General features: G+C 74.1%; 17 protein-coding genes. 11 read left to right on the forward strand and 6 right to left on the reverse strand.

Going from position 1 to position 20223, the window contains the following annotated elements; translation table 11 throughout:
- Nucleotides 1-21 precede the first annotated feature (21 nt).
- Genes ABZ272_RS23410 through rdgB form a run of 4 tightly spaced genes read left to right on the forward strand, consistent with a single transcriptional unit; the run spans nucleotide 22 to nucleotide 3685 of the window.
- The gene (locus ABZ272_RS23410; RefSeq protein WP_355052051.1) at nucleotides 22-1167 is read left to right on the forward strand and encodes a glycosyltransferase family 1 protein; all 1146 of its coding nucleotides are present in this window, start codon (nucleotides 22-24) and stop codon (nucleotides 1165-1167) included.
- Nucleotides 1164-2333 (forward strand): glycosyltransferase, encoded by a 1170-nt coding sequence (locus tag ABZ272_RS23415; protein WP_355052052.1) that lies wholly within the window; start codon nucleotides 1164-1166, stop codon nucleotides 2331-2333. The genes ABZ272_RS23410 and ABZ272_RS23415 overlap by 4 nt, the downstream gene beginning before the upstream one ends.
- A gap of 9 nt (nucleotides 2334-2342) precedes the next feature.
- Nucleotides 2343-3071 (forward strand): ribonuclease PH, encoded by a 729-nt coding sequence (rph, locus tag ABZ272_RS23420; RefSeq protein ID WP_355052053.1) that lies wholly within the window; start codon nucleotides 2343-2345, stop codon nucleotides 3069-3071.
- The gene (gene rdgB / locus ABZ272_RS23425; protein ID WP_355052054.1) at nucleotides 3068-3685 is read left to right on the forward strand and encodes an RdgB/HAM1 family non-canonical purine NTP pyrophosphatase; all 618 of its coding nucleotides are present in this window, start codon (nucleotides 3068-3070) and stop codon (nucleotides 3683-3685) included. Before rph ends, rdgB begins: the two co-directional genes overlap by 4 nt.
- 61 nt (nucleotides 3686-3746) lie before the next feature.
- On the opposite strand, the gene hutH is transcribed toward rdgB, so the two are convergent.
- Genes hutH through ABZ272_RS23455 form a run of 6 tightly spaced genes read right to left on the reverse strand, consistent with a single transcriptional unit; the run spans nucleotide 3747 to nucleotide 11568 of the window.
- Nucleotides 3747-5285, reverse strand: coding sequence for a histidine ammonia-lyase (hutH, locus tag ABZ272_RS23430; RefSeq protein ID WP_355052055.1), 1539 nt, complete (start codon nucleotides 5283-5285; stop codon nucleotides 3747-3749).
- Nucleotides 5282-6466, reverse strand: coding sequence for an imidazolonepropionase (hutI, locus tag ABZ272_RS23435; protein WP_355052056.1), 1185 nt, complete (start codon nucleotides 6464-6466; stop codon nucleotides 5282-5284). The genes hutH and hutI overlap by 4 nt, the downstream gene beginning before the upstream one ends.
- Nucleotides 6463-7830, reverse strand: a complete 1368-nt coding sequence (locus tag ABZ272_RS23440) for a formimidoylglutamate deiminase (protein WP_355052057.1) — start codon at nucleotides 7828-7830, stop codon at nucleotides 6463-6465. Before ABZ272_RS23440 ends, hutI begins: the two co-directional genes overlap by 4 nt.
- Nucleotides 7821-9041 carry an allantoate amidohydrolase gene (locus ABZ272_RS23445; RefSeq protein ID WP_355052058.1) on the reverse strand — a complete coding sequence of 407 codons (1221 nt, stop codon included), beginning with the start codon at nucleotides 9039-9041 and terminating at the stop codon, nucleotides 7821-7823. Before ABZ272_RS23445 ends, ABZ272_RS23440 begins: the two co-directional genes overlap by 10 nt.
- Nucleotides 9042-9052: 11 nt before the next feature.
- Nucleotides 9053-10702, reverse strand: a complete 1650-nt coding sequence (hutU, locus tag ABZ272_RS23450; protein WP_355052059.1) for a urocanate hydratase — start codon at nucleotides 10700-10702, stop codon at nucleotides 9053-9055.
- 14 nt (nucleotides 10703-10716) lie between these two features.
- A complete protein-coding gene (locus tag ABZ272_RS23455; protein WP_355052060.1) occupies nucleotides 10717-11568 on the reverse strand; it encodes a MurR/RpiR family transcriptional regulator in 852 nt (283 codons plus the stop codon).
- A 186-nt stretch (nucleotides 11569-11754) separates the two neighbouring features.
- Between ABZ272_RS23455 and ABZ272_RS23460 the strand changes: the two genes are divergently transcribed.
- The 7 genes from ABZ272_RS23460 to ABZ272_RS23490 all read left to right on the forward strand — a co-directional run bounded on the left by ABZ272_RS23460 (nucleotide 11755) and on the right by ABZ272_RS23490 (nucleotide 20208).
- Nucleotides 11755-13137: a hypothetical protein gene (locus ABZ272_RS23460; RefSeq protein WP_355052061.1), complete on the forward strand. Its 1383-nt coding sequence runs from the start codon at nucleotides 11755-11757 to the stop codon at nucleotides 13135-13137.
- A gap of 122 nt (nucleotides 13138-13259) precedes the next feature.
- Nucleotides 13260-14270 (forward strand): glycosyltransferase, encoded by a 1011-nt coding sequence (locus ABZ272_RS23465; protein WP_355052062.1) that lies wholly within the window; start codon nucleotides 13260-13262, stop codon nucleotides 14268-14270.
- Complete coding sequence (locus tag ABZ272_RS23470; protein ID WP_355052063.1) at nucleotides 14243-15469, forward strand: glycosyl transferase family 1; 1227 nt, start codon at nucleotides 14243-14245, stop codon at nucleotides 15467-15469. Before ABZ272_RS23465 ends, ABZ272_RS23470 begins: the two co-directional genes overlap by 28 nt.
- On the forward strand, nucleotides 15466-16620 hold the full coding sequence (locus tag ABZ272_RS23475; protein ID WP_355052064.1) for a glycosyltransferase: 1155 nt from the start codon (nucleotides 15466-15468) through the stop codon (nucleotides 16618-16620). The genes ABZ272_RS23470 and ABZ272_RS23475 overlap by 4 nt, the downstream gene beginning before the upstream one ends.
- Nucleotides 16617-17681 carry a glycosyltransferase gene (locus ABZ272_RS23480; RefSeq protein ID WP_355052065.1) on the forward strand — a complete coding sequence of 355 codons (1065 nt, stop codon included), beginning with the start codon at nucleotides 16617-16619 and terminating at the stop codon, nucleotides 17679-17681. The genes ABZ272_RS23475 and ABZ272_RS23480 overlap by 4 nt, the downstream gene beginning before the upstream one ends.
- Nucleotides 17678-18742, forward strand: coding sequence for a glycosyltransferase family 4 protein (locus ABZ272_RS23485; RefSeq protein WP_355052066.1), 1065 nt, complete (start codon nucleotides 17678-17680; stop codon nucleotides 18740-18742). The genes ABZ272_RS23480 and ABZ272_RS23485 overlap by 4 nt, the downstream gene beginning before the upstream one ends.
- Nucleotides 18739-20208, forward strand: a complete 1470-nt coding sequence (locus tag ABZ272_RS23490; protein ID WP_355052067.1) for an oligosaccharide flippase family protein — start codon at nucleotides 18739-18741, stop codon at nucleotides 20206-20208. The genes ABZ272_RS23485 and ABZ272_RS23490 overlap by 4 nt, the downstream gene beginning before the upstream one ends.
- Nucleotides 20209-20223: the final 15 nt, after the last annotated feature.

The raw sequence follows: 20223 nt of genomic DNA on the forward strand, positions 1-20223 counted from the left end.
CGGCACCCGCACGGTGTGGACATGCGGATCGCCATCGTGACCGAGTCGTTCCCGCCGGACGTCAACGGCGTCGCGCACTCCGTGGTGCGTACGGCCGAACACCTGCTGGCCCGTGGCCACGAGCCGGTCGTCATCGCACCCGCGCCTTCCGGCGCGGACCGGCGGGGCGTCGACCGTCTGGCGTACCCGGTGGTGCGTATCCCCAGCGTGCCGTTGCCCCGCTACCAGGGCTTCCGGCTGGGCGTGCCGACCGGTACCCGGCTGGCGGGGGCACTGCTCTCGGCCGCGCCGGACGTGGTGCACCTGGCGAGCCCGTTCGTTCTCGGCGCGCGGGCGGCCACCCTCGCCGACCGGTACGGGCTGCCGATGGTGGCGGTCTACCAGACCGACGTGGCCGCCTACGCCCGGGCGTACCGGGTGAGCTGGGGTGAGGCGGCCGCGTGGCGGCGACTCCGGGAGATCCACAATCTGGCCCAACGGACGCTCGCGCCGTCGACCCGGGCAGCGGCCGACCTGATCGCGAACGGCGTGCAGCGGATCTGGTTGTGGGGCCGGGGCGTCGACGCCGTCCGGTTCGACCCGGCCAAGCGCTGCGCCGACCTGCGGCGTCGGCTCGCCCCGGGCGGGGAGCTGTTGGTCGGCTACGTGGGCCGGTTGGCCCCGGAGAAGCGGGTCGAGCTGTTGGCGGCGACGTCCCGGCTGCCGGGCGTACGGGTGGTGGTGGCCGGTGACGGCCCGGCCCGTCGTCAGCTCGAGCGGGCGTTGCCGGGGGTCACGTTCCTGGGTGTGCGGCACGGCGAGGACCTGGCACGGCTCTACGCCAGCCTGGACGTGTTCGCGCACACCGGTCCGCACGAGACGTTCGGCCAGACCGTGCAGGAGGCGTTGGCGTCCGGGGTGCCGGTGGTCGCTCCGGCCAGCGGCGGGCCGGTCGACCTGGTCGACTCGGGCCGGACCGGGCTGCTGGTGCCGCCCGGCGACGGGGACGCGCTGGCCGCCGCCGTGGCCGAGCTGACCGGGGACGCCGACCGACGTCGGGCGTACGGGGTGGCGGCCCGCGCCGCGGTGCGCCGGCGTAGCTGGGCGGCCGTCGGCGACGAGCTGGTCGGGCACTATCACGCGGTACGCGCCAGCGCCGCCACCGTCGCCCTGCCGGCCGCGTCGTGACGGTGACGGCCGGTGGGCTGCGGATCGTCCGGCTCGCGAACTTCGTGACCGAGCGCTCCGGCGGCCTCCGTACGGCGCTGCGGCACCTCGGCGAGGGCTACCGCGCGGCGGGACACGATCCGGTGCTGGTGGTGCCCGGCCGACGGAGCGCCCACGAGTGGCACCCGTGGGGTCGGGTGGTCACCCTGCCGGGCCTGGAGCTGCCGGGCACGGGTGGTTACCGGCTGCTGGCCGGCCGGCAGCGGCTGGCCCGGGTGCTCGCCGAGCTGACACCGGACCGGCTGGAGGTGTCCGACCGGTCCTCGCTGCGCTGGACGGGGGCCTGGGCGAAGGCGCACGGGGTGCCGTCGGTGATGGTCTCGCACGAGTCGCTGACCGGCCTGCTCGGCCAGTGGGGGGTGCCGGACGTGCTGCGCCGGCCGACCGCCGACCGGCTCAACCGGGCCACCAGCCGGGCGTACGACCGGATCGTGTGCACGACCCGGTGGGCGGCCGAGGAGTTCGCGCGCATCGGGGCCGACAACGTCCACCTGGTGCCGCTCGGCGTGGACCTGGACACCTTCGGACCGGAGCGGGCCGACCCGCGGCTGCGGGAACGCTATGCCGACCCGACCGAGCTGCTGCTCGTACACTGCGCGCGGTTGTCTCCGGAGAAGCGGCCGGAACTGGCGGTCGAAGCCCTCGCCGAGCTGCGCCGGGCCGGTGTGCCGGCGGTGCTCGTGCTGGCCGGGGACGGCCCACTGCGCGCGTCGCTGGCCCGTCGGGCGGCCGGCCTGCCGGTCACGTTCACCGGCTTTCTGCCCGACCGTGCCGCGGTGGCCGCGCTGCTCGCGAGCGCGGACGTGGTGCTGGCGCCCGGCCCGGTGGAGACCTTCGGCCTGGCCGGGCTGGAGGCGCTGGCCTGCGGCACTCCCGTGGTGGTGAACGCCGCGAGCGCGTTGCCCGAGGTCGTCGGCTCGGCGGGGCTCGCCGCGTACGGCTCCGGGGCGTCGCTGGCCGAGGCCGTGCTGCGCCTCGTGGCCCGTCCGGAGGCGCAGCGGCGGCGGGCCGCCCGGGCGCGGGCCGAGGAGTTCGGGTGGCCGGCGGCGGTCGCCGGATTCCTGGCGGCACACGGCGCGGACGTGCCGCAGGGCACCCGGGGCGAGGTGGATCCCCGCACCGCATAGGGTGCAGGGATGGCGCGACCTGACGGGCGAGGGCCCTCTCAACTTCGACCGGTGACCCTGACCCGAGGCTGGAGCACCCACCCGGAGGGGTCGGTGCTCGTCGAGTTCGGCGGCACCCGGGTGCTCTGCACGGCGAGCGTCACCGAGGGCGTGCCCCGCTGGCGCAAGGGCTCCGGGCTCGGCTGGGTGACCGCCGAGTACGCGATGCTGCCCCGGGCCACCAACACCCGCTCCGACCGGGAGAGCGTCAAGGGTCGGGTCGGTGGCCGTACCCACGAGATCTCCCGACTGATCGGTCGCAGCCTGCGCGCCTGCATCGACCTCAAGGCGCTCGGCGAGAACTCGATCGTGCTCGACTGCGACGTGTTGCAGGCCGACGGAGGCACCCGGACCGCCGCGATCACCGGCGCGTACGTGGCGCTGCACGACGCGGTGGGTTGGTTGGCGGCCCGTAAGTCCCTCGCCGGCAAGCCGGAGAAGGTCATGCACCGCTCGGTGGCCGCCGTCAGCGTCGGGATCATCGCCGGTGAGGCGCGCCTGGACCTCTGCTACGAGGAGGACGTGGCCGCCGAGGTGGACATGAACGTGGTGTGCACCGGCACGGGCGACTTCGTCGAGGTGCAGGGCACCGGTGAGGCGGGCGTGTTCGCCCGGGACCAGCTCGACAGCCTGCTCGACCTGGCCGTGGCCGGTTGCGCCGAGTTGGCCGAAGCCCAGCGGAAGGCGCTTTCCTCATGAACAAGGTTTTGCTGGCCACCCGGAACCGTAAGAAGCTGGTGGAGCTTCAGCGGATCCTGGACGGCGCGCTCGGCGCGCACCGGATCGCCCTGCTCGGCCTCGACGACGTCGAAGAGTACCCGGAGCTGCCCGAGACGGGCCTCACCTTCGGTGAGAACGCGCTGATCAAGGCGCGGGAGGGATGCCGGCGGACGGGGTTGCCGACCATCGCCGACGACTCGGGCATCGCGGTGGACGCGCTGAACGGGATGCCCGGGGTGTTCAGTGCCCGGTGGGCCGGTAAGCACGGCGACGACCAGGCAAATCTCCAGCTCGTGCTGGACCAGATCGCCGACGTGCCGGACGAGCACCGGGCGGCGTCCTTCGTCTGCACGGTGGCGCTGGTGCTGCCCGGCGGCAAGGAGCACCTGGTCGACGGCCGGCAGCCCGGTCGGGTGCTGCGCGCACCGCGCGGCGACGGCGGGTTCGGCTACGACCCCATCTTCCTGGGCGACGGCCAGGACCGGACCAACGCCGAGCTGACCCCGGCCGAGAAGGACGCGGTCAGCCACCGCGGCAAGGCGCTGCGCGAGCTGGCCAAGCTGGTCGCCAAGGTCCTGCCGCCCGCCGCCTGACGCGCGCGAGGTGCTGCCGCCCGCCGCCTGACCCGCGGCGGACGACAGCGACCCGTGGAGGTCAGCCCAGCGGGCCGATCTCCCGCTCGATGGCGGCGCGCAGCTCGGGGCCGGCGACGACCGCACGGGCCGCCTCCATCACCGGGGCGAGGAACACGTCCGGGCCGGGGTCGCCGGCCGCCGCACCGAGCGCGGCGACGGCGGCCCGACCGGCCGGCGACGGCACCAGCGGTTCGCGCAGTTGCAGGCCACGTACTCCGGCCAGCAGCTCCACCGCGAGCAGGCTGGTGAGGTTGTCCAGCACGGTACGCAGCTTCTTGGCCCCCGCCCAGCCCATCGAGACGTGGTCCTCCTGCATGCCGCTGGTGGGCAGCGAGTCCACCGACGCGGGCGCGGCCAGCCGCCGGTTCTCGGCGACGATGCCGGCCGCCGTGTACTGGGCGATCATCAGCCCGGAGTTGACCCCGGCGTCGGGGGAGAGGAACGCCGGCAGCTCCCGGGAGCGGGTCACGTCGAGCAGTCGGTCCACCCGCCGCTCGGCGATCGCGCCGACCTCGGCGGCGGCGATGGCGAGGAAGTCGGCGGCGAAACCGAGCGGAGCGCCGTGGAAGTTCCCGGTCGACTCGACCCGACCGTCCGGCAGCACCACCGGGTTGTCCACCACGGACACCAGCTCCCGGGCCGCGACCGTGCGGACGAAGTCCAGGGTGTCGCGGGCCGCGCCGGCCACCTGCGGCGCGCAGCGCATCGAGTACGCGTCCTGCACGGCGTGCGCCAGGTCGTCGCGGTGCGAGTCCATGACCCGCGAATCCTGCAACAGCCGGTGGATGTTCGCGGCCGACGCCGCCTGACCGGGGTGCGGCCGGATGGCGTGCAGCTCCGGCAGGAACGGCCGCTCCGAGCCGAGCATCGCCTCGATGGCCAGCGCCGCGGTCACGTCCGCCATGGCGAAGAGGTGCGCCGCGTCGTGGATGGCCAGCAGCAGCATGCCGAGCATGCCGTCGGTGCCGTTGATCAGCGCCAGCCCCTCCTTGGCGGCCAGCTCGATCGGCTTGAGCCCGTTGGCGGCCAGCACGTCGGCCGCGTCCTGCCGCTCGCCGGCCGGGCCGAGCACCCAGCCCTCACCGAGCAGCACCAGCGCGCAGTGCGCCAGCGGCGCCAGGTCGCCGGACGCGCCCAGCGAGCCGTGCTCCGGCACCCACGGGGTGATGTCGTGGTTGAGCAGGTCGACGAGGGCCTCGGCGACCAGCGGCCGGACCCCGGAGCGGCCCAGGGCGAGCGAGCGTACGCGCAGCAGCATCATGGCGCGTACCACCTCGCGGGGCATCGGTGCGCCCACCCCGGCGGCGTGCGAGCGGATCAGCGCGTGTTGCAGCTCGGCCCGCCGCTCGGGGGCGACGAACGTGTTCGCCAGGGCCCCGAACCCGGTCGAGACGCCGTACACCGGTCGTCCGGCGGCCTCGATGCCGTCCACGATCGCGCGGCTGGTCGCCATCGCGTCCCGGGCGGCCGGGTCGAGGACCACCGTGGCGGTGCCGCGGGCCACCGCGAGCACGTCGTCGGCGGTGATCCCGGTGGGCTGGATGGTCACGTGCGTCATTGCGGTACTCCGTTGCGAATTACCTGGCGGATCAGGGGGACACCGGGCCGGTAGGCCAGGTGCAGGTAGGACGGCGCGTCCAGGACGACGAGGTCGGCCCGCGCGCCGGGGGTGAGCACGCCGATGTCGTCGCGGCGCAGCGCCCGCGCGCCACCGGCGGTGGCGGCCCAGACCGCCTCCGCCGGGGTCATCCGCATCTCGCGGACCGCGAGGGCGATACAGAAGGGCATCGACGAGGTGTACGACGAACCGGGGTTGCAGTCCGTCGCCAGGGCCACGGTGACGCCCGCGCCGAGCAGCCGGCGGGCGTCCGGGTACGGCGAGCGGGTGGAGAACTCGGCGCCCGGCAGCAGGGTGGCGACGGTGGTGGTCCCGAACCCGTCGTCGAGGGTGGTGCCGGCCAGCGCGTCGACGTCGGCGTCGCTCAGGTGGGTGCAGTGGTCGACGCTGGCCGCTCCCAGCTCGACCCCGAGCTGCACGCCCGGCCCGGGGCCGAGCTGGTTGGCGTGCAGCCGTACGCCCAGCCCGACGGCCTGCCCGCAGGCGAGGATGGCGCGGGCGTGGTCGACGTCGAAGGCGCCCCGCTCGCAGAACACGTCGATCCACTTCGCGTACGGCGCGGCGGCGGCCAGCATCGGCCCGCAGACCAGCCCGACGTAGTCGTCCGGCCGGTCGGCGTACTCGGCGGGGACCACGTGCGCGCCCAGGAAGGTGGTCTCACTGCTGGTCTCGGCGGCGATCCGGAGCGAGCGGGCCTCGTCGGCGACGTTCAGCCCGTACCCACTCTTGATCTCCATGGTCGTGGTGCCCTGGCGCAGCGCTTCCCCGCGCAGCCGGCGCACGGTGGTCCGCAGCTCGTCGTCGGTGGCAGCCCGGGTCGCGCCCACGGTGGTCCGGATGCCGCCGCCGGTGTACGGCTCGCCGGCCATCCGCGCGGCGAACTCGGCGGCCCGGTCGCCGGCGAAGACCAGGTGGGCGTGGCTGTCCACGAAGCCGGGCAGCACGGCGGCCCCGCCGACGTCGATCCGGTGGTCGGCGGACGGCGCGTACGCGGCCGGCCCGACCCAGGCCACCCGATCCTCCTCGACGAGCACGGCCGCCTTGCGGCGGATGCCCAGCGGATCGGCGCCGATGCCGTTGGTGACCAGCTCCCCGATGTTGTCGACGAGCAGGCTGCTCATGAGGGAGTCACCGCCTCGATCGACGCCGACAGCTCGGCCGGCACGTCGACGCTCAGGTGCCGGCCCTCGGCCACCACCACCCGGCCGTCCACCACGACCTGGTCGACGTCCGCCGCGACGGCCGCGAAGAACGCCCCCACCGGGGGTACGCCGGCGGTGCGGGCGCTGTCGAGTCGTACCGTCACCAGGTCGGCGCGGGCGCCGGCGGCGATCCGACCGGCGTCGGTCCACCCCAGCGCGGCGTGCCCGGCGGCGGTGGCCGTGGTGAACAGCTCGACCGGGGTGAAGTGGCCGCGCCGGCGGGTGCGTAGCCGCTCGTCCAGCTCCACGGCGCGGGCCTCCTCGAACAGGTCGACCACGGCGTGACTGTCGCTGCCCAGGCTCAGCCGGATACCCGCGTCGGCCATCCGGCGGGCCGGACCGATGCCGTCGGCGAGGTCCCGCTCGGTGGTGGGGCAGAGGCACACGCCGGTCCGGCTGTCGGCGAGCAGGGTCAGGTCCGCGCTGGTCGGATGGGTGGCGTGCACGGCCGTGGTGTCCGGCCCGAGCACTCCGTGGTCCGCGAGCAGCGCGGTGGGCGTACGCCCGTGCACGGCCCGGCACTCGTCGTTCTCGGCGGGCTGCTCGGAGAGGTGCACGTGCAGCGGGGCCCGCCGGTCGCGGGCCCAGTCGGCGACCGTGCGGAGCTGGTCGGCGGGGACCGCCCGGACCGAGTGCACGGCCGCGCCGACCCGCACGTGGGAGTCCGTCGGCTGGAACGCCGCCGCGCGTCGCGCCCAGCCGTCCGCGTCACCGTCGCCGAAGCGCCGCTGCGGTCCGGCGAGCGGCTGACCGTCCACCGTGGAGGTGAGGTAGCAGGTGTCCAGCAGGGTGAGCCGGACCCCGGCGTGCGCGGCGGCCTCGACCAGCGCCGCGCCCATCGCGTTCGGATCGTCGTACGCGCCGCCGTCCGGCCGGTGGTGCAGGTAGTGGAACTCGCCCACGCAGGTGATCCCGGCGAGCGCCATCTCGGCGTACACCGCCCGGGCCAGCGCCAGGTAGGTGTCCGGGTCGAGCCGGTCCGCGACCGCGTACATGCGGTCCCGCCAGGAGAAGAAGTCACCCCGCCCGTCGTGGGTGCGCCCCCGCAGGGCCCGGTGGAAGGCGTGCGAGTGCGCGTTCGCCAGGCCCGGCAGGGTCAGGCCGGGCAGCGGCACGGCGTCGGCGTACACGTCGACCCCGGACGACGGCCGGCTCCCGGGGGTCAGCGGCGTCACCGCGCTGATCCGGCCGTCCTCGACCTCGATCAGCACGTCGGGCGTGGGCTCGGCGTGCGCGGGGAGCCAGGCGTACTCGGCGAGCCAGCGGGTGGCGGTCAGCGGCATGTCAGCTCCTCCAGCACGCGGGCCAGCGCGCGAATCCCCGCCGCGCAGTCGTCGTCGCTCGCGGCCTCGGCGGGGGAGTGCGACACCCCGGTCGGGTTGCGCACGAACAGCATCGCCGTGGGCAGGTAGGCCGCGAGCACCCCGGCGTCGTGTCCCGCGCCCGTGGGCAGCACCGGAGCGTCGAGCAGCGTCGCCAGCCGGGCGGCCAGGTCGCCGTCGAAGGCGACCAGCGGGGTCACCGACTCCTCGGTCACCAGCACCTCCGTGCCGTCGCGGCGGGACCGCTCGGCGAGCTTGGCCCGGACCGCGTCGACCAGCCCGGTCAGGGTCTCCGGGTCGGCCGCGCGCGCGTCCAGCCAGCCGGTCACCCTCGACGGGATCGCGTTGGTGGCGTTGGGTTCCACGGCGACCCGACCCACGGTGGCGTGCGCGCCGCGCAGCCGGGCCTCCTTGTTCGCGGCCAGCACCCCGAAGGCGTAGGTGAGCATCGGGTCGCGCCGGTCGGCCATCCGCGTCGTACCCGCGTGGTTGCCCTCACCGACCACGTCGAAACGCCAGCGGCCGTGCGGCCAGATCGCGCTCGCCACCCCCACCGGCGCGTCCGCGTCCACGAGCGCGCGGCCCTGCTCGACGTGCAGCTCCACGAACGCGCCGAACCGGCCCAGCAGCTCCGGGCGGGCGCCCGCCGGCCGCCCGCCGAGCGCGTCGGCGAAGCTCACCCCGGCCGCGTCGCGCAGGCCGGCCGCGCGGTCGGCCGCCAGCACGCCGGTGAGCAGCCGCGACCCCAGGCAGGGTACGCCGAAGCGCGCGCCCTCCTCCTCCACGAACGCGGCCACCACCAGCGGCCGGACCGGGGTGACACCGGCGGCGCGCAGCTCGTCCACGGCGAGGAACGCGCTGACGATGCCGAGCGGCCCGTCGTACGCCCCGCCGTGCGGCACCGAGTCGAAGTGACTGCCGGTCAGCACGGCGTCCGCGCCCTCCGGGTCACCCCAGTGGGCGAACAGGTTGCCGTTGCCGTCCTCGGTGACCGGCAGGCCGCGACGGTCGGCCTGCCCGTGGAACCAGGCCCGCAACTGGTGTTCCGGCTCGGTCAACGCGTACCGCAGGTAGCCGCCGCTGTCGGCGTCCCGCCCGACCGGCGCGATCTCGTCCCACAGCTCCCGGAATCTGTTAGGAAGGGACCCTTTTACAACAGAATTCGATAACAAGGGGCCCTTCCTTACTGCTCGGTCATTGGGATTCGGACGCCGGTGCGCTCGGCGACCTCGCGGGCGCTGTCGTAGCCGGCGTCGACGTGCCGGATGACGCCCATCGCCGGGTCGTTGGTGAGCACCCGCTCGATCTTCTGGCCGGCCAGGGCGGTGCCGTCGGCCACGCAGACCTGCCCGGCGTGGATCGACCGGCCGATACCGACACCACCGCCGTGGTGGATGGACACCCAGGAGGCCCCGCTGGCGGTGTTGACCAGCGCGTTCAGCAGCGGCCAGTCCGCGATCGCGTCGCTGCCGTCGGCCATCTGTTCGGTCTCCCGGTACGGGCTCGCGACGCTGCCGGTGTCCAGATGGTCCCGGCCGATCACCACCGGGGCGGAGAGCTCGCCGGAGGCCACCATGTCGTTGAACCGCACGCCCGCCCGGTCGCGTTCGCCCTGGCCGAGCCAGCAGATCCGGGCCGGCAGGCCCTGGAACGCGACCCGCTCGCCGGCCAGTTTGATCCAGCGGGCCAGGGACTCGTTCTCCGGGAACAGGTCCAGGATGGCCCGGTCGGTGGCGGCGATGTCGGCCGGATCGCCGGAGAGCGCCGCCCACCGGAACGGGCCCCTCCCCTCGCAGAAGAGCGGGCGGATGTACGCGGGCACGAAACCCGGAAAGTCGAACGCCCGCTGGTAGCCGCCGAGCTGCGCCTCGCCCCGGATCGAGTTGCCGTAGTCGAAGACCTCGGCACCGGCGTCGAGGAAGCCGACCATCGCCTCGACGTGCCGCGCCATCGACGCGCGGGCCCGATCGGTGAACTCGGCGGGCTTCGCCGCGGCGTAGTCCCGCGCGTCGGCCAGCTCGACCCCGACCGGCAGGTACGCCAGGGGGTCGTGGGCGCTGGTCTGGTCGGTCACGATGTCGATCTCGACGCCCCGGCCCAGCAGCTCCGGGAAGACCTCGGCGGCGTTGCCGACGACCCCGACGCTCAACGCGCGCCGGTCCCGCTTCGCCGCGCGGACCCGCGCGACCGCGTCGTCCAGGGAGTCGGCCACCTCGTCCAGGTAGCGGTCGTGCACCCGGCGGTCCAGGCGGGTGCGGTCGACGTCCACGATCAGGCAGACGCCGTCGTTCATGGTGACCGCGAGGGGCTGCGCGCCACCCATTCCGCCGCAACCGGCGGTGAGCGTCAGCGTGCCGGCCAGGGTGCCGCCGAACCTCTTGGCGGCCACTGCCGAGAACGTCTCGTAGGTGCCCTGGAGGATGCCCTGCGTGCCGATGTAGATCCACGAGCCGGCCGTCATCTGCCCGTACATGGTCAGGCCGAGCTGTTCCAGGCGGCGGAACTCGGGCCAGGTCGCCCAGTCGCCGACCAGGTTGGAGTTCGCCAGCAGCACCCGGGGCGCCCACTCGTGCGTACGCATCACACCGACCGGCCGGCCGGACTGCACCAGCATCGTCTCGTCCGCGCGCAGGTCGGTCAGCGTACGCACCAACGCGTGGTACGACGGCCAGTCCCGCGCCGCCTTTCCGGTCCCGCCGTAGACCACCAGGTCGTCGGGGCGTTCGGCCACCTCCGGATCGAGGTTGTTCATCAGCATCCGCAGGGCGGCCTCCTGCTGCCAGCCACGGGTGGTGAGCTGGCTGCCCCGTGCGGCACGGATGGGCTGGGTCATCTCCGGTCTCCTCCTCATCCGAGGAACAACTGTCGGCGGGCCGCGGAGGCTTCGAACGCCTCCAGGCGGCGCTGGGTGTCGGCCGGCGCGGCGTCGCAGATCGCCTGCAACAGGACCATCGCCAGGGTCATCGGGGCGGTGTGCAGGTCGAAGACGAGTTGGGCGCCGACGGCGGCCGGCAGCACCACGTCGGCGTGTTCGGTGGCCGGGCTGACCGGCGAGTCGGTGATCGCCACGACGGTCAGCCCGGCGGCACGCGCGTCGCGCAGGGCGTCCAGGGTCTCCCGGGGGTAGCGGGGCAGTACGAAGGCGAGCACGGCGGACGCCCCGGCCTCGGCGGCCTGCTCCAGCCGGTCGGTGAGCAGGCTGCCGCCGTCGTTGAGCACCCGCACGTCCGGGTGGACCTTGGCGGCGAAGTAGGCGAAGTACGCGGCCAGCGGCGCGGCTGCCCGCAGGCCCAGCACCGGCAGCGGCCGGCTGGACGCGAGCAGCCGCCCGGTGTCGGCGATCCGATCGGTGTCGGCGAGCTGTCCGGCCAACCGGTCCAGGTTGCCCATCTCGGCGCGTACCGCCTGCTGGAGTTCGTTGGCGGTGTCCGCCGGGCCGCCGGTCGTGCGGGCGGTGAGGTCCCGCAGGCGGCGGCGCAGCGCCGGATAGCCGTCGTGGCCGAGCGCGACGGCGAAGCGGGTGACCGAGGGCTGGCTTACCCCGGCCAGCTCGGCGACCTCCGCGGCGGAGAGGTACGCGACGGTCGGCGCGTGCTGCACGAGACAGTGCGCGATCCGGCGCTGGGTCGGGGTGAGCCGTACCCCGTCGAACAGGTCGAGGACCTGCTCGGCCGTCGCCTCGGCAGCGCTGTCATTCACACTTGGACTCTATGCATGAAAACTTTCAGAGGCAATGCTCGACCGGTCGGACACATCGCCGACTATCGAGGACGTGACATCAACCGATTCGATGGTTATTGCCCTGGTTGGTGGTCCCAACGGTGACGTACCGCGCTGGAGCGGTGATTGTAGGATCCGCACGGCGGTTGGACAGAGGAGTTGCGGATGCAGCCGGAAGGCCCCTACCGGTTCACCCACGCGCTGGGCGGATCTCCGGTCGGCAAGGCGTGGGCTGCCATCGACGAACACGGTCGACTTGTGACGGTCGCGGTGCTCGACGCCGCCGTCGCCGGGACCGCGGGTTGGCGGGAGGCGTTCGCCGGCACGGCCAACTCCCTGGCCCAGGGCCCCGGAGCGATGTCGTTCGCGTACGCCGACTTCTCGGCCACCGCGCCCTGGGTCGCGTATCCGGCCGAAGCGGGCCCCGGCGCCGAGAAACTGTTCCGCGCCCTCGGTGTGGAGTACACGCCCGCCCCGGCGCCGCCGGTCTCCGCGCCGCCGGTCTCCGCCTCCCCGGTGTCGACGTCGCCGGTCTCCGGTATGCCCGTGTCCGGTACGCCGGTCTCCAGCACCCCCGTGTCCGGTACCCCCGTGTCCGGCACTCCGGTGTCCAGCCCGCCGCCGGTCTCCGGCGCGTCCGGCCCGGTGTCCGACATGCCGCACGCGCCCTGGGCCGTGCACGCGAACCCGGTGTCCGCGTCCCCGCAACCGGTCTCCGGCGCCCCCACGTCGCCCCCCGCGACGGACCCGACCGCGGGTGACCCCGTCGAGGTCCCGGCGCCGCCGATCGCGCAGACCCGCCCGGTGGTGCCGCCGGCCGACCCGTTCGCCGCGCCCGTACGCCGCATCAAGCCCTCCGAGCCACGACCACCGCGTACCCGGCTGTGGGTGGGCGTCGCGGCGCTGGTCCTGGTGGTGATCGCCGCGGCGGGCGGCCTGGTGCTCTGGGGCGGATCGGACGATCCCGGTGCGCCGCAGACCGCGCCCACCACGAGCATCCTGTCGCCGGCCATCCCGACCACACCGCCGCAGTCGCCGGGTATCGAGCCGCCCAAGCCGGGCGCGTGGCCGACGCAGTGGCCACGGTTCACCGAGCGGGACACCGTGCGGACGCTCACCGATCTCGACGGCCTGGGCTTCCCGGTGAAGGTCCCGACGACCTGGCAGTGCACGCTCGCCGAGCGGGCCGAGGGGTTCGTCAAGTACCAGTGCGGCACCGCCGCCTCGGGCAACCAGGCGGTCGGCGGCGACGTGATCGTGCGCGAGTGCCCGCAGCCGTGCACCGACCAGTGGCAGAACGCCATGCGCTCGGTCGAGGAGGCGTGGGGCGCGCAGTGGATCCGCAGTGGCCTGTACGGGAGCTACGCCGAGCAGATCATCGAGGCCGACGGCGCGCAACGGCACGGCCTCGTCGTGGTCGCCTACTTCCGCAGCGGCGAGGACGGAGCCATCAACCGGCAGCTCGTCATCCGTATGACCTCGCCCGTGCCCGAGGCGTACCAGCTCCGGCGCTTCGCCAGCTACATCCGTGACGTGGTCGTCTTTTGACCAGGTCGAGCGGAGAGGCGTCCACAACGGACGCCGATCCTCGACCGCTCGCCGGTCGGTCGGTCGCGTTGGTCCATGAGTGGTTCGGCGCCACTGGCGGATCCGAGCAGGTGTTCCTCCAGATGGCCGAACTCGTGCCGCACGCCGATCGCTTCGTGCTCTGGAAGGACCACGACGCGACGGTGGACGGGGACGTCCACGAGTCCTGGCTGGCGAAGACTCCGCTGCGGCACAGCAAGGCCCTCGCGCTTCCGTTCATGCCGTTGACCTGGCGGACGCTGACCCGCCAGAAGTACGACGTGGTCCTCTCGTCGAGCCACGCGTTCGCGCACACCGTGAAAATCGGCGACCCGGAGCGCACCCGCCATCTGAGCTACGTCCACTCGCCGGCCCGCTACGTCTGGAGCCCCGGCCTCGACCAGCGGGGCGCCAGCGCCGCGCTCGCGCCGATGCGGGCCGCCCTCCAGGCCGGCGACCGGCGGCTGAGCCGTCACGTGCACGGCTACGCGGCGAACTCCCGGGAGGTGCGGGCCCGTATCCGCTGCTACTGGGGACGGGACGCCACGGTGATCAACCCGCCGGTGGAGGTGGACTACTTCGCGTCCGCCCCGCCGGCCGTCCGCGACCAGGAACGCCGGTACCTGCTCGGCGTCGGCCGCTGGATCCCGTACAAGAACTTCGATCTGATGATCGAGATCGCGGCGGCGGCCCGGCTGCCGCTCGTGATCGCCGGCGGAGGTCCCGAGGAGGCCAATCTGCGTCGGCTCGCGGCCCGCGTCGACGTGCCGGTCGAGTTCGAGGTCAGACCCACCACCGAGCGGCTCCGCGAGCTGTACTGGGGCGCGAGCGTGCTGCTCTACCCCGCTCTGGAGGACTTCGGGATGATCCCGGTCGAGGCCCAGGCCTGCGGGACACCCGTCGTGGGCTGGGCGCGCGGCGGCCTGCTCGAGACCGTGCTGACCGGCGAGACCGGCTTCCTCCTCGACGCCGACGACCCGGGCGCGTACGTGGATCCGATCCGCCAGGCGTCGCGGCTGCCGACGCAGGCGGCGATGACCAACGCCCAACGGTTCACGCCGCAGGTCTTCCGGGAGACCATGGCCGGGTGGCTGGCCGAGCAGGCGTCATCGTGACCGGCTCCACGTCGACACATCCGCCGGCGGGCGAAGCTCCCGTGGCGAACGTGCTGATGCTGGGCACCGCCGAGTGGGACTCTCCGATCGCGACGAACCAGCACTACGTCGCGCGGGAGTTGGCCCGCACCGCGAACGTCACGTTCGTCGAGTCACTGGGCCTGCGCCGGCCCACGCTGCGCCGCGACGACGTCGTCCGGATGGCGTCCCGGGTTCGCCGTGCGCTGGGCGACCAGGAGCTCCCGGCGCAGCGACCTCGCCCGGCCGGAACGCGGATCGTGTCTCCGCTCGTGCTGCCGGTGCACCGCACGCCCACCTATCCGGTCAACCGCGCCCTGCTGCGTCGGGCCACCGGCGACTGGCTCCGCAGCGCGCGTCCCCGGGTGCTCTGGACGTTCACGCCGGTTACCTACGGCCTGGAAGAGGCCGCCGACCTCGTCATCTACCACTGCGTCGATCTGCTGGCGACCTTTCCCGGCGTGGACGCCGTAGCGGTGGGCCGGGGCGAGCGCTCGCTGTCGACGCGTACCGCGGTCGCCGTCGCCACCAGCGCGGCCGTGCGGGAGCATCTCGCCGCAGTCGGCTTCCCCCGCGTCGAACTCCTGCCCAACGTCGCGGACGTGTCGGTCTTCACGGCGGCGAGCCGGCCGGCCGCGCAGCGCCGACCCGACGTCCTCTTCTCCGGCAACCTCACCGTCCACAAGCTCGACCTGCGACTCCTCGAATCGATCGCCACCGCCGTACGCGGTCGGGGCGAGCTGCTGCTGGCCGGGCCGCTCGCCGCCGGCGGGGGCAGCTTCGACGCGGAGCTGCGGCACCTGGAGGCCCTCGGCGCCCGACACCTCGGCGTCCTCTCCCCGGACCAACTCGCCGAGGTGGCCGGCGCGTGCGCCGTGGGTGTCATCCCGTACGCGATCAACGACTACACCCGGGGCGTCAGCCCGCTCAAGTGCTACGAGTACCTGTCCTCCGGGCTGGCCGTGCTGAGCAGCCCACTGCCGGCGGTGGTCGAACTCGCGCGGGCCAATCCCCACGTGACCGTGGACGACGCGCACGACCTGCCGGCCCACCTGCCCGGCCTGCTGCAACCGGTCACCGACACCGTCGTCGACGCCCGGATCGCGAGCGCTGCCGAACACGGGTGGGAGGGGCGTGGCGCGCTGCTGCGCGACCTGTTGCGGACCGAAGTAGCGCCGTGACCCGCGTACTGGTCGTGACCGTCGAGCCGCCCTGGCCGGCCCAGCACGGCGGCCGAATCCGCACGGCGCGGGTCGCCGAGGCGCTGGGACGCGACGCCGAGGTGCTGGTCGCCTTCCCCGACCACGGCGATCGGCAGCCGGACGCACCGGTCGCCACCCGCCCGCTGCCCTGGTCGCCACCGCCGGCCGTCCGTACCCGGGCGTCGGGCCGGCCCCACCTGGGCGGGCACTACCTCGCGCCGATCGCCGACCCCCTGGCGGAGCTGTGTGACGAGTTCCGGCCCGACGTCGTCTACTGGTCGCACTCCTACCTGGCCGCCTGGGCGCCCCCGGCGGCGCGGCAGGTGCCGCAGGTCGTCGAGTTCGCCAACATCGAGAGCCGACGACTCGCGACGATGGTGGATTCGGCCCACGGCTGGCAGCGCGTGGCACGCCGCGCCGAGGCCGCCAAGGCAGCCTTCTGGGAACCCCGGGTGGCCGCCCGTGCCGCCCTGTGCGTCGCGCTGTCCGCACCGGACCTGGACGTGTTGCGGGGGTGGGCCAGCGACGTCGTCCTCGCCCCCAACGGTGTGGACGTCTGGCCGTACGAACCCTCGCCGGCCGACGGGTACGTCCTCGCGCTGGCGTCCTACGACTACGAGCCCAACGTGCGCGCGCTCCGGACGTTCCTGCGGGAGACCTGGCCCCTCGTTCGCGCCGCGCTCCCCGTGGCGCGGCTCGTGGTGGCGGGCCGGCGGAGCGAGGCGCTGGCGCGGGAGTGCGCCGACGCACCCGGGGTCTCGGTCCTCGGCACGCTCGACGACGTGGCCGACGCGTACGCCGGCGCTGCCGTGACGGTCGCTCCCGCCACCACCGGCGGCGGTGCCCAGCTCAAGCTGACCGAGTCGATGTCCCGGGGCCGAAGCGTCGTGATGAGCGCGTTCGCGGCGCAGGGCCTGCCGGCCGCCGTACGCGACGCCGACTCCCACCGGGTGGCCGACGACCCGCGCTCCTTCGCGGACGCGGTCGTCGACGCCCTGCGGGACCCGTCCACCCGCCATCCCCGGGAGCTGGCGGGCTGGCGACGGACCGCCGCCCTCGGCTGGCCCGAGACCGTCCGCGAGCTGGCCGCCGCTATCCGCGTCCTCGCCGAACGGACGGCCGCATCGTGATCCGCCGCGTCCACCTCATCGAGTCCGGCGGTCGCGGCGGGGTCTTCAACCACACCGTCGAAGTCGCCGCCGGCCTGCGCGAACTCGGCGTCGACGCGGTCGTGCACACCGCTGACGACTGCGACGCGGCACCGACCTCGGTGACCCTCTGCCGGTGCGTGACCTGGCACCGCGCCTCGCCCCACCGACGGGTGCGCCAGGCCCGGACGTCGACGCGCTATCTGCTGCGCACGTTGCCGCACCTGCGCCGGCTGATCGACCCACAGGATGTCGTGCACGTCCAGGGGCTGTTCGCGCTCACCCCGGAGCTGATCTCGATCGCCCGGCGGCGTCGCGCCACGGTCGTCACCAGCCCGCACAACACCTTCGTCCGGTCGAACGCCCCCGGCGGCGGGCGGGCGCTACGAAGTGCGCTGCGGGACGCCGACCGGGTGCTCGTCTACTCCGACGCCGACCGGCGACGCCTCCTCGACCGGGGTGTGGCGAACGTCGACCGGGTGCCCCTGACGCAGTGGACGCCGCCTCCGCAGCCGGCGCTCGTCGACCGGTGGCGGGCCGAGCTGAATCCGGGCTCGGTGAAGCTCGCCCTGCTGCCCGGCCAGGTGCGGGCGGACAAGAACCCCGAGCTGTTCGTTCGGGCCGTCGCCCAGTTGCCTGGTTGGCGGGGCGCGGTGGTCGGGGAGGACCTCGGGCCGGGCCGGCGGGTCGACGCGCTCGTCGAACAGACCGGCGCGGCGGTGACGACGGCGTACCGCTACCTGAGCGTCGACGAGTTCACCGCGCTGGTGGCGGCGGCCGATGTCGTCGTCGCGCCGTACGAGGTCGCCAGCCAGTCCGGCGTGCTCGCCGTAGCGGCCCGACTGGGGGTGCCCACCGCAGTGGCCCCCTGTGGTGGTCTGGGCGAGCTGGCCACCGCCGTCGCCCGGGACACCGGCATCGAGGCGATCGCGGCCGCCATCGCCCTCGCCCACGAACGCGGCGTGCAGCCGGTCGACTCGACGGACGCCCCGGCCCGGTTCCTCGCCGCGTACACCGCTGCCCAGCAGGGTCGGACGTCATGATCGTCACGATGGTGTCGGTGTCGGACACCGCCGGAGGCGCCGAGGCGCACACCGTCGCGCTCGGTCGCGGGCTGCGCGACCGTGGCCACGACGTCGCCCTGTACGGCCGGTGCCCGGGGTGGGAGGAGCAGGGTCTCGTCCGAGGCGACATCCGTCTCGGCCCGAAGTGGTCCCGTCGGACGATGGCCGCCGGGCTGCTGCGGGTGCCCATCGAACGGCATCGGACCCAGGTCATCGCCGACGCCTCCGTCTACCACATGCAGTTCAAGCGGGAACAGATCGCACTGACCGCGCCGCTGTCGCGCCGGGCGCCCGTGGTGTGGACTGAACACGGACGGTGGATGGGCGGACCGGTCGGTCGCCTGCTGCTCGCCGGCTACGCACGCGCGGCCGAGCACGTCTCGCGGGTGGTCTGCGTGAGCGATGCCGTCGCCGCCGACCTCGAACCGGTGGTCGGGCGGGACAAGCTGGTGGTCGTTCCCAACGCCATCGACACCGACCGGTACGCCGCGCCTCCGGACGCGACGCGGGCGGCCCTGCGCCAGCGGCTGCTGCCGAGCCGCTTCCACGACCGCCGGGTCGCCGTCCTCGCGGCGCGGCTGCACCCCGCCAAGCGGCACGACCGGGCGATCGCGGCGGCGCTCGCCAGCGGCAGCGCCCTGGTCGTCGTCGGCGACGGCCCGGACCGCGAGCGGCTGGAACGACTCACCGCCGGCACCGGCGACGTGCACTTCACCGGCCACCGTGATGACGTGCCCGACCTCCTCGCGGCCAGCGACTTCTACGTCTACTGCGGCGCGGGGACGGACGGCACGCCCACCTGCGTCCTCGAGGCCGCCGCCGGTGGGCTGCCGATCGTGGCGTTCCGCGGTGATCCCGGCACGGAGCTGATTCCGCACTGCGGTGGCGTCGTACTCGGTGGGCCGGCCGAGCTGACGGCCGACGCGGTGTCGGCGATGCTCCAGCGGCGGGGGGCCGGTGTCGCCTACGTCGAGCAGCGGCACGGGCGCGACAGGTGGCTCGACGCGTACGAACGGACCTTCGGGGAGTGCCTCCGATGACCTCACCCGGACAGACGACGACCGAGGATCTCGCTGCGACCGGCCCGGCGGACGCCACCCGGTCGGCGCGCGGGCTCAGTACCGCCACCGCCGTGTCACTGGGTCTCCGTCTGCTCGGCATGGCCGTGGGCATGGCGACCACCTCGGTGCTCGCCCGATATCTGAACCCCGACGGCTACGGCGTCTTCGCCCTCGCGCTCACCCTCGGCACGGCGGCGGCGCAGGTCGCCGACATGGGCACCACGATCACGGTGAGTTCCCGGATCGCCCGGGAGAAGGCGACGGCCGGCCGCATCCTCACGACCGGCCTGCTCATCCGTACGTCGGTGGCGCTGCTCGCGACCGTCGCCCTGCTCGTCGCCGCCGCCGCAGGGCTGTTCGGGGAGTCCAGCGCCGTCGTCAGTGTCGTCGCCGTCGCGACGCCGTTGTCCGCGGCGTCCGTGCTCACGGCGGGAGCCACCGCCCGCTTCCGTCCCGAGGTGTCGGCGGTCCTGGCCCTCGTGCAGGGCGTCCTCTGGCTGGTGGCGGTCGTCTTCATCGCCCGGACCGGCGGGGACGTCGTCCTGCTCGCGTGGTTCTTCGTGGCCGTCGTGGTCGTGCAGACCGGCATCGGGGTCGCGATCAACCGGCGGCTGGTGCCACTGGGCCGGCCGTCCTGGGCGGAGGCGGGCCGGATCCTCGCGCTGAGTTGGCCACTCGCGATCAGCTCGCTGGCGGTCATGGCCTACTACCGACTGGGCTCGGTGATCCTCTTCCACCTGCAAGGAGCGGCCGAGCTGGGCTACTACTCGGCGGCGTACAAGTTCCTCGACGTCGCCCAGCTCGGGCCGGCCATGCTGGTGGCCCCGCTGCTGCCGATCGTGGCGACGAGTCTCAGCATGGACGCGCACCGCCGACAGCTGATCTTCAGCCTGGCGACCCGTACCGGCGTCGTGATCGGCGCGGGTACGGCGGTGCTGCTGATCGCGTTGGCCCCCGCCCTCGTCAGCTACCTCTACGGCGACGACTTCGGCCCGGCGGTCACGCCCCTGCTCCTGCTGGCGGTCGCCTTCGTGGGCGTGACCCTCGGCTACGTCGGTACGACGATCTGCTCGGCGCTGGGCCTGGTACGCCCGATCGCGGTGCTGACCGTCTCGGTGGCGGTGGTCAACCTCGCGGCGCAGTTCTGGGCCTGTGCCCGGTGGGGCGCGACCGGCGCGGCGGCCGTCGCCGCGGCGACCGAGTTCGTCATCGGCGTCACCACGTGTCTGCTGGCCGCGCGCGCGATGACGTCACGGCTTCCGCTGCGGGAGTTGGGGAGTGTCCTCGCCGTGGGCGCCGCCACCGTGCTGGTGCTGTGGCTGGTACGGCTTCCGTGGCAGGTCGAGGGCGCGTTGGCCGCCGGCCTGTTCGGGGTGGCGGTGCTGGCCACGCGGGCGATCACCACGGCGGACCTGAGGCGGGTCCTGTCCCGCAAGGCCATCTGAGGCCTACCGGCGGGC

It is taken from the genome of Micromonospora sp. NPDC005979, assembly GCF_040614415.1.
GTDB lineage: Bacteria > Actinomycetota > Actinomycetes > Mycobacteriales > Micromonosporaceae > Micromonospora.

Bases quoted from the DNA above. Each gene is read 5' to 3' on its own strand.
- ABZ272_RS23410 (WP_355052051.1), top strand. From the start codon at position 22: ATGCGGATCGCCATCGTGACCGAGTCGTTCCCGCCGGACGTCAACGGC.
- rph (WP_355052053.1), top strand. From the start codon at position 2,343: ATGGCGCGACCTGACGGGCGAGGGCCCTCTCAACTTCGACCGGTGACC.
- rdgB (WP_355052054.1), top strand. From the start codon at position 3,068: ATGAACAAGGTTTTGCTGGCCACCCGGAACCGTAAGAAGCTGGTGGAG.
- hutH (WP_355052055.1), bottom strand. From the start codon at position 5,285: ATGACGCACGTGACCATCCAGCCCACCGGGATCACCGCCGACGACGTG.
- hutI (WP_355052056.1), bottom strand. From the start codon at position 6,466: ATGAGCAGCCTGCTCGTCGACAACATCGGGGAGCTGGTCACCAACGGC.
- ABZ272_RS23440 (WP_355052057.1), bottom strand. From the start codon at position 7,830: ATGCCGCTGACCGCCACCCGCTGGCTCGCCGAGTACGCCTGGCTCCCC.
- hutU (WP_355052059.1), bottom strand. From the start codon at position 10,702: ATGACCCAGCCCATCCGTGCCGCACGGGGCAGCCAGCTCACCACCCGT.
- ABZ272_RS23460 (WP_355052061.1), top strand. From the start codon at position 11,755: ATGCAGCCGGAAGGCCCCTACCGGTTCACCCACGCGCTGGGCGGATCT.
- ABZ272_RS23465 (WP_355052062.1), top strand. From the start codon at position 13,260: ATGGCCGAACTCGTGCCGCACGCCGATCGCTTCGTGCTCTGGAAGGAC.
- ABZ272_RS23485 (WP_355052066.1), top strand. From the start codon at position 17,678: ATGATCGTCACGATGGTGTCGGTGTCGGACACCGCCGGAGGCGCCGAG.
- ABZ272_RS23490 (WP_355052067.1), top strand. From the start codon at position 18,739: ATGACCTCACCCGGACAGACGACGACCGAGGATCTCGCTGCGACCGGC.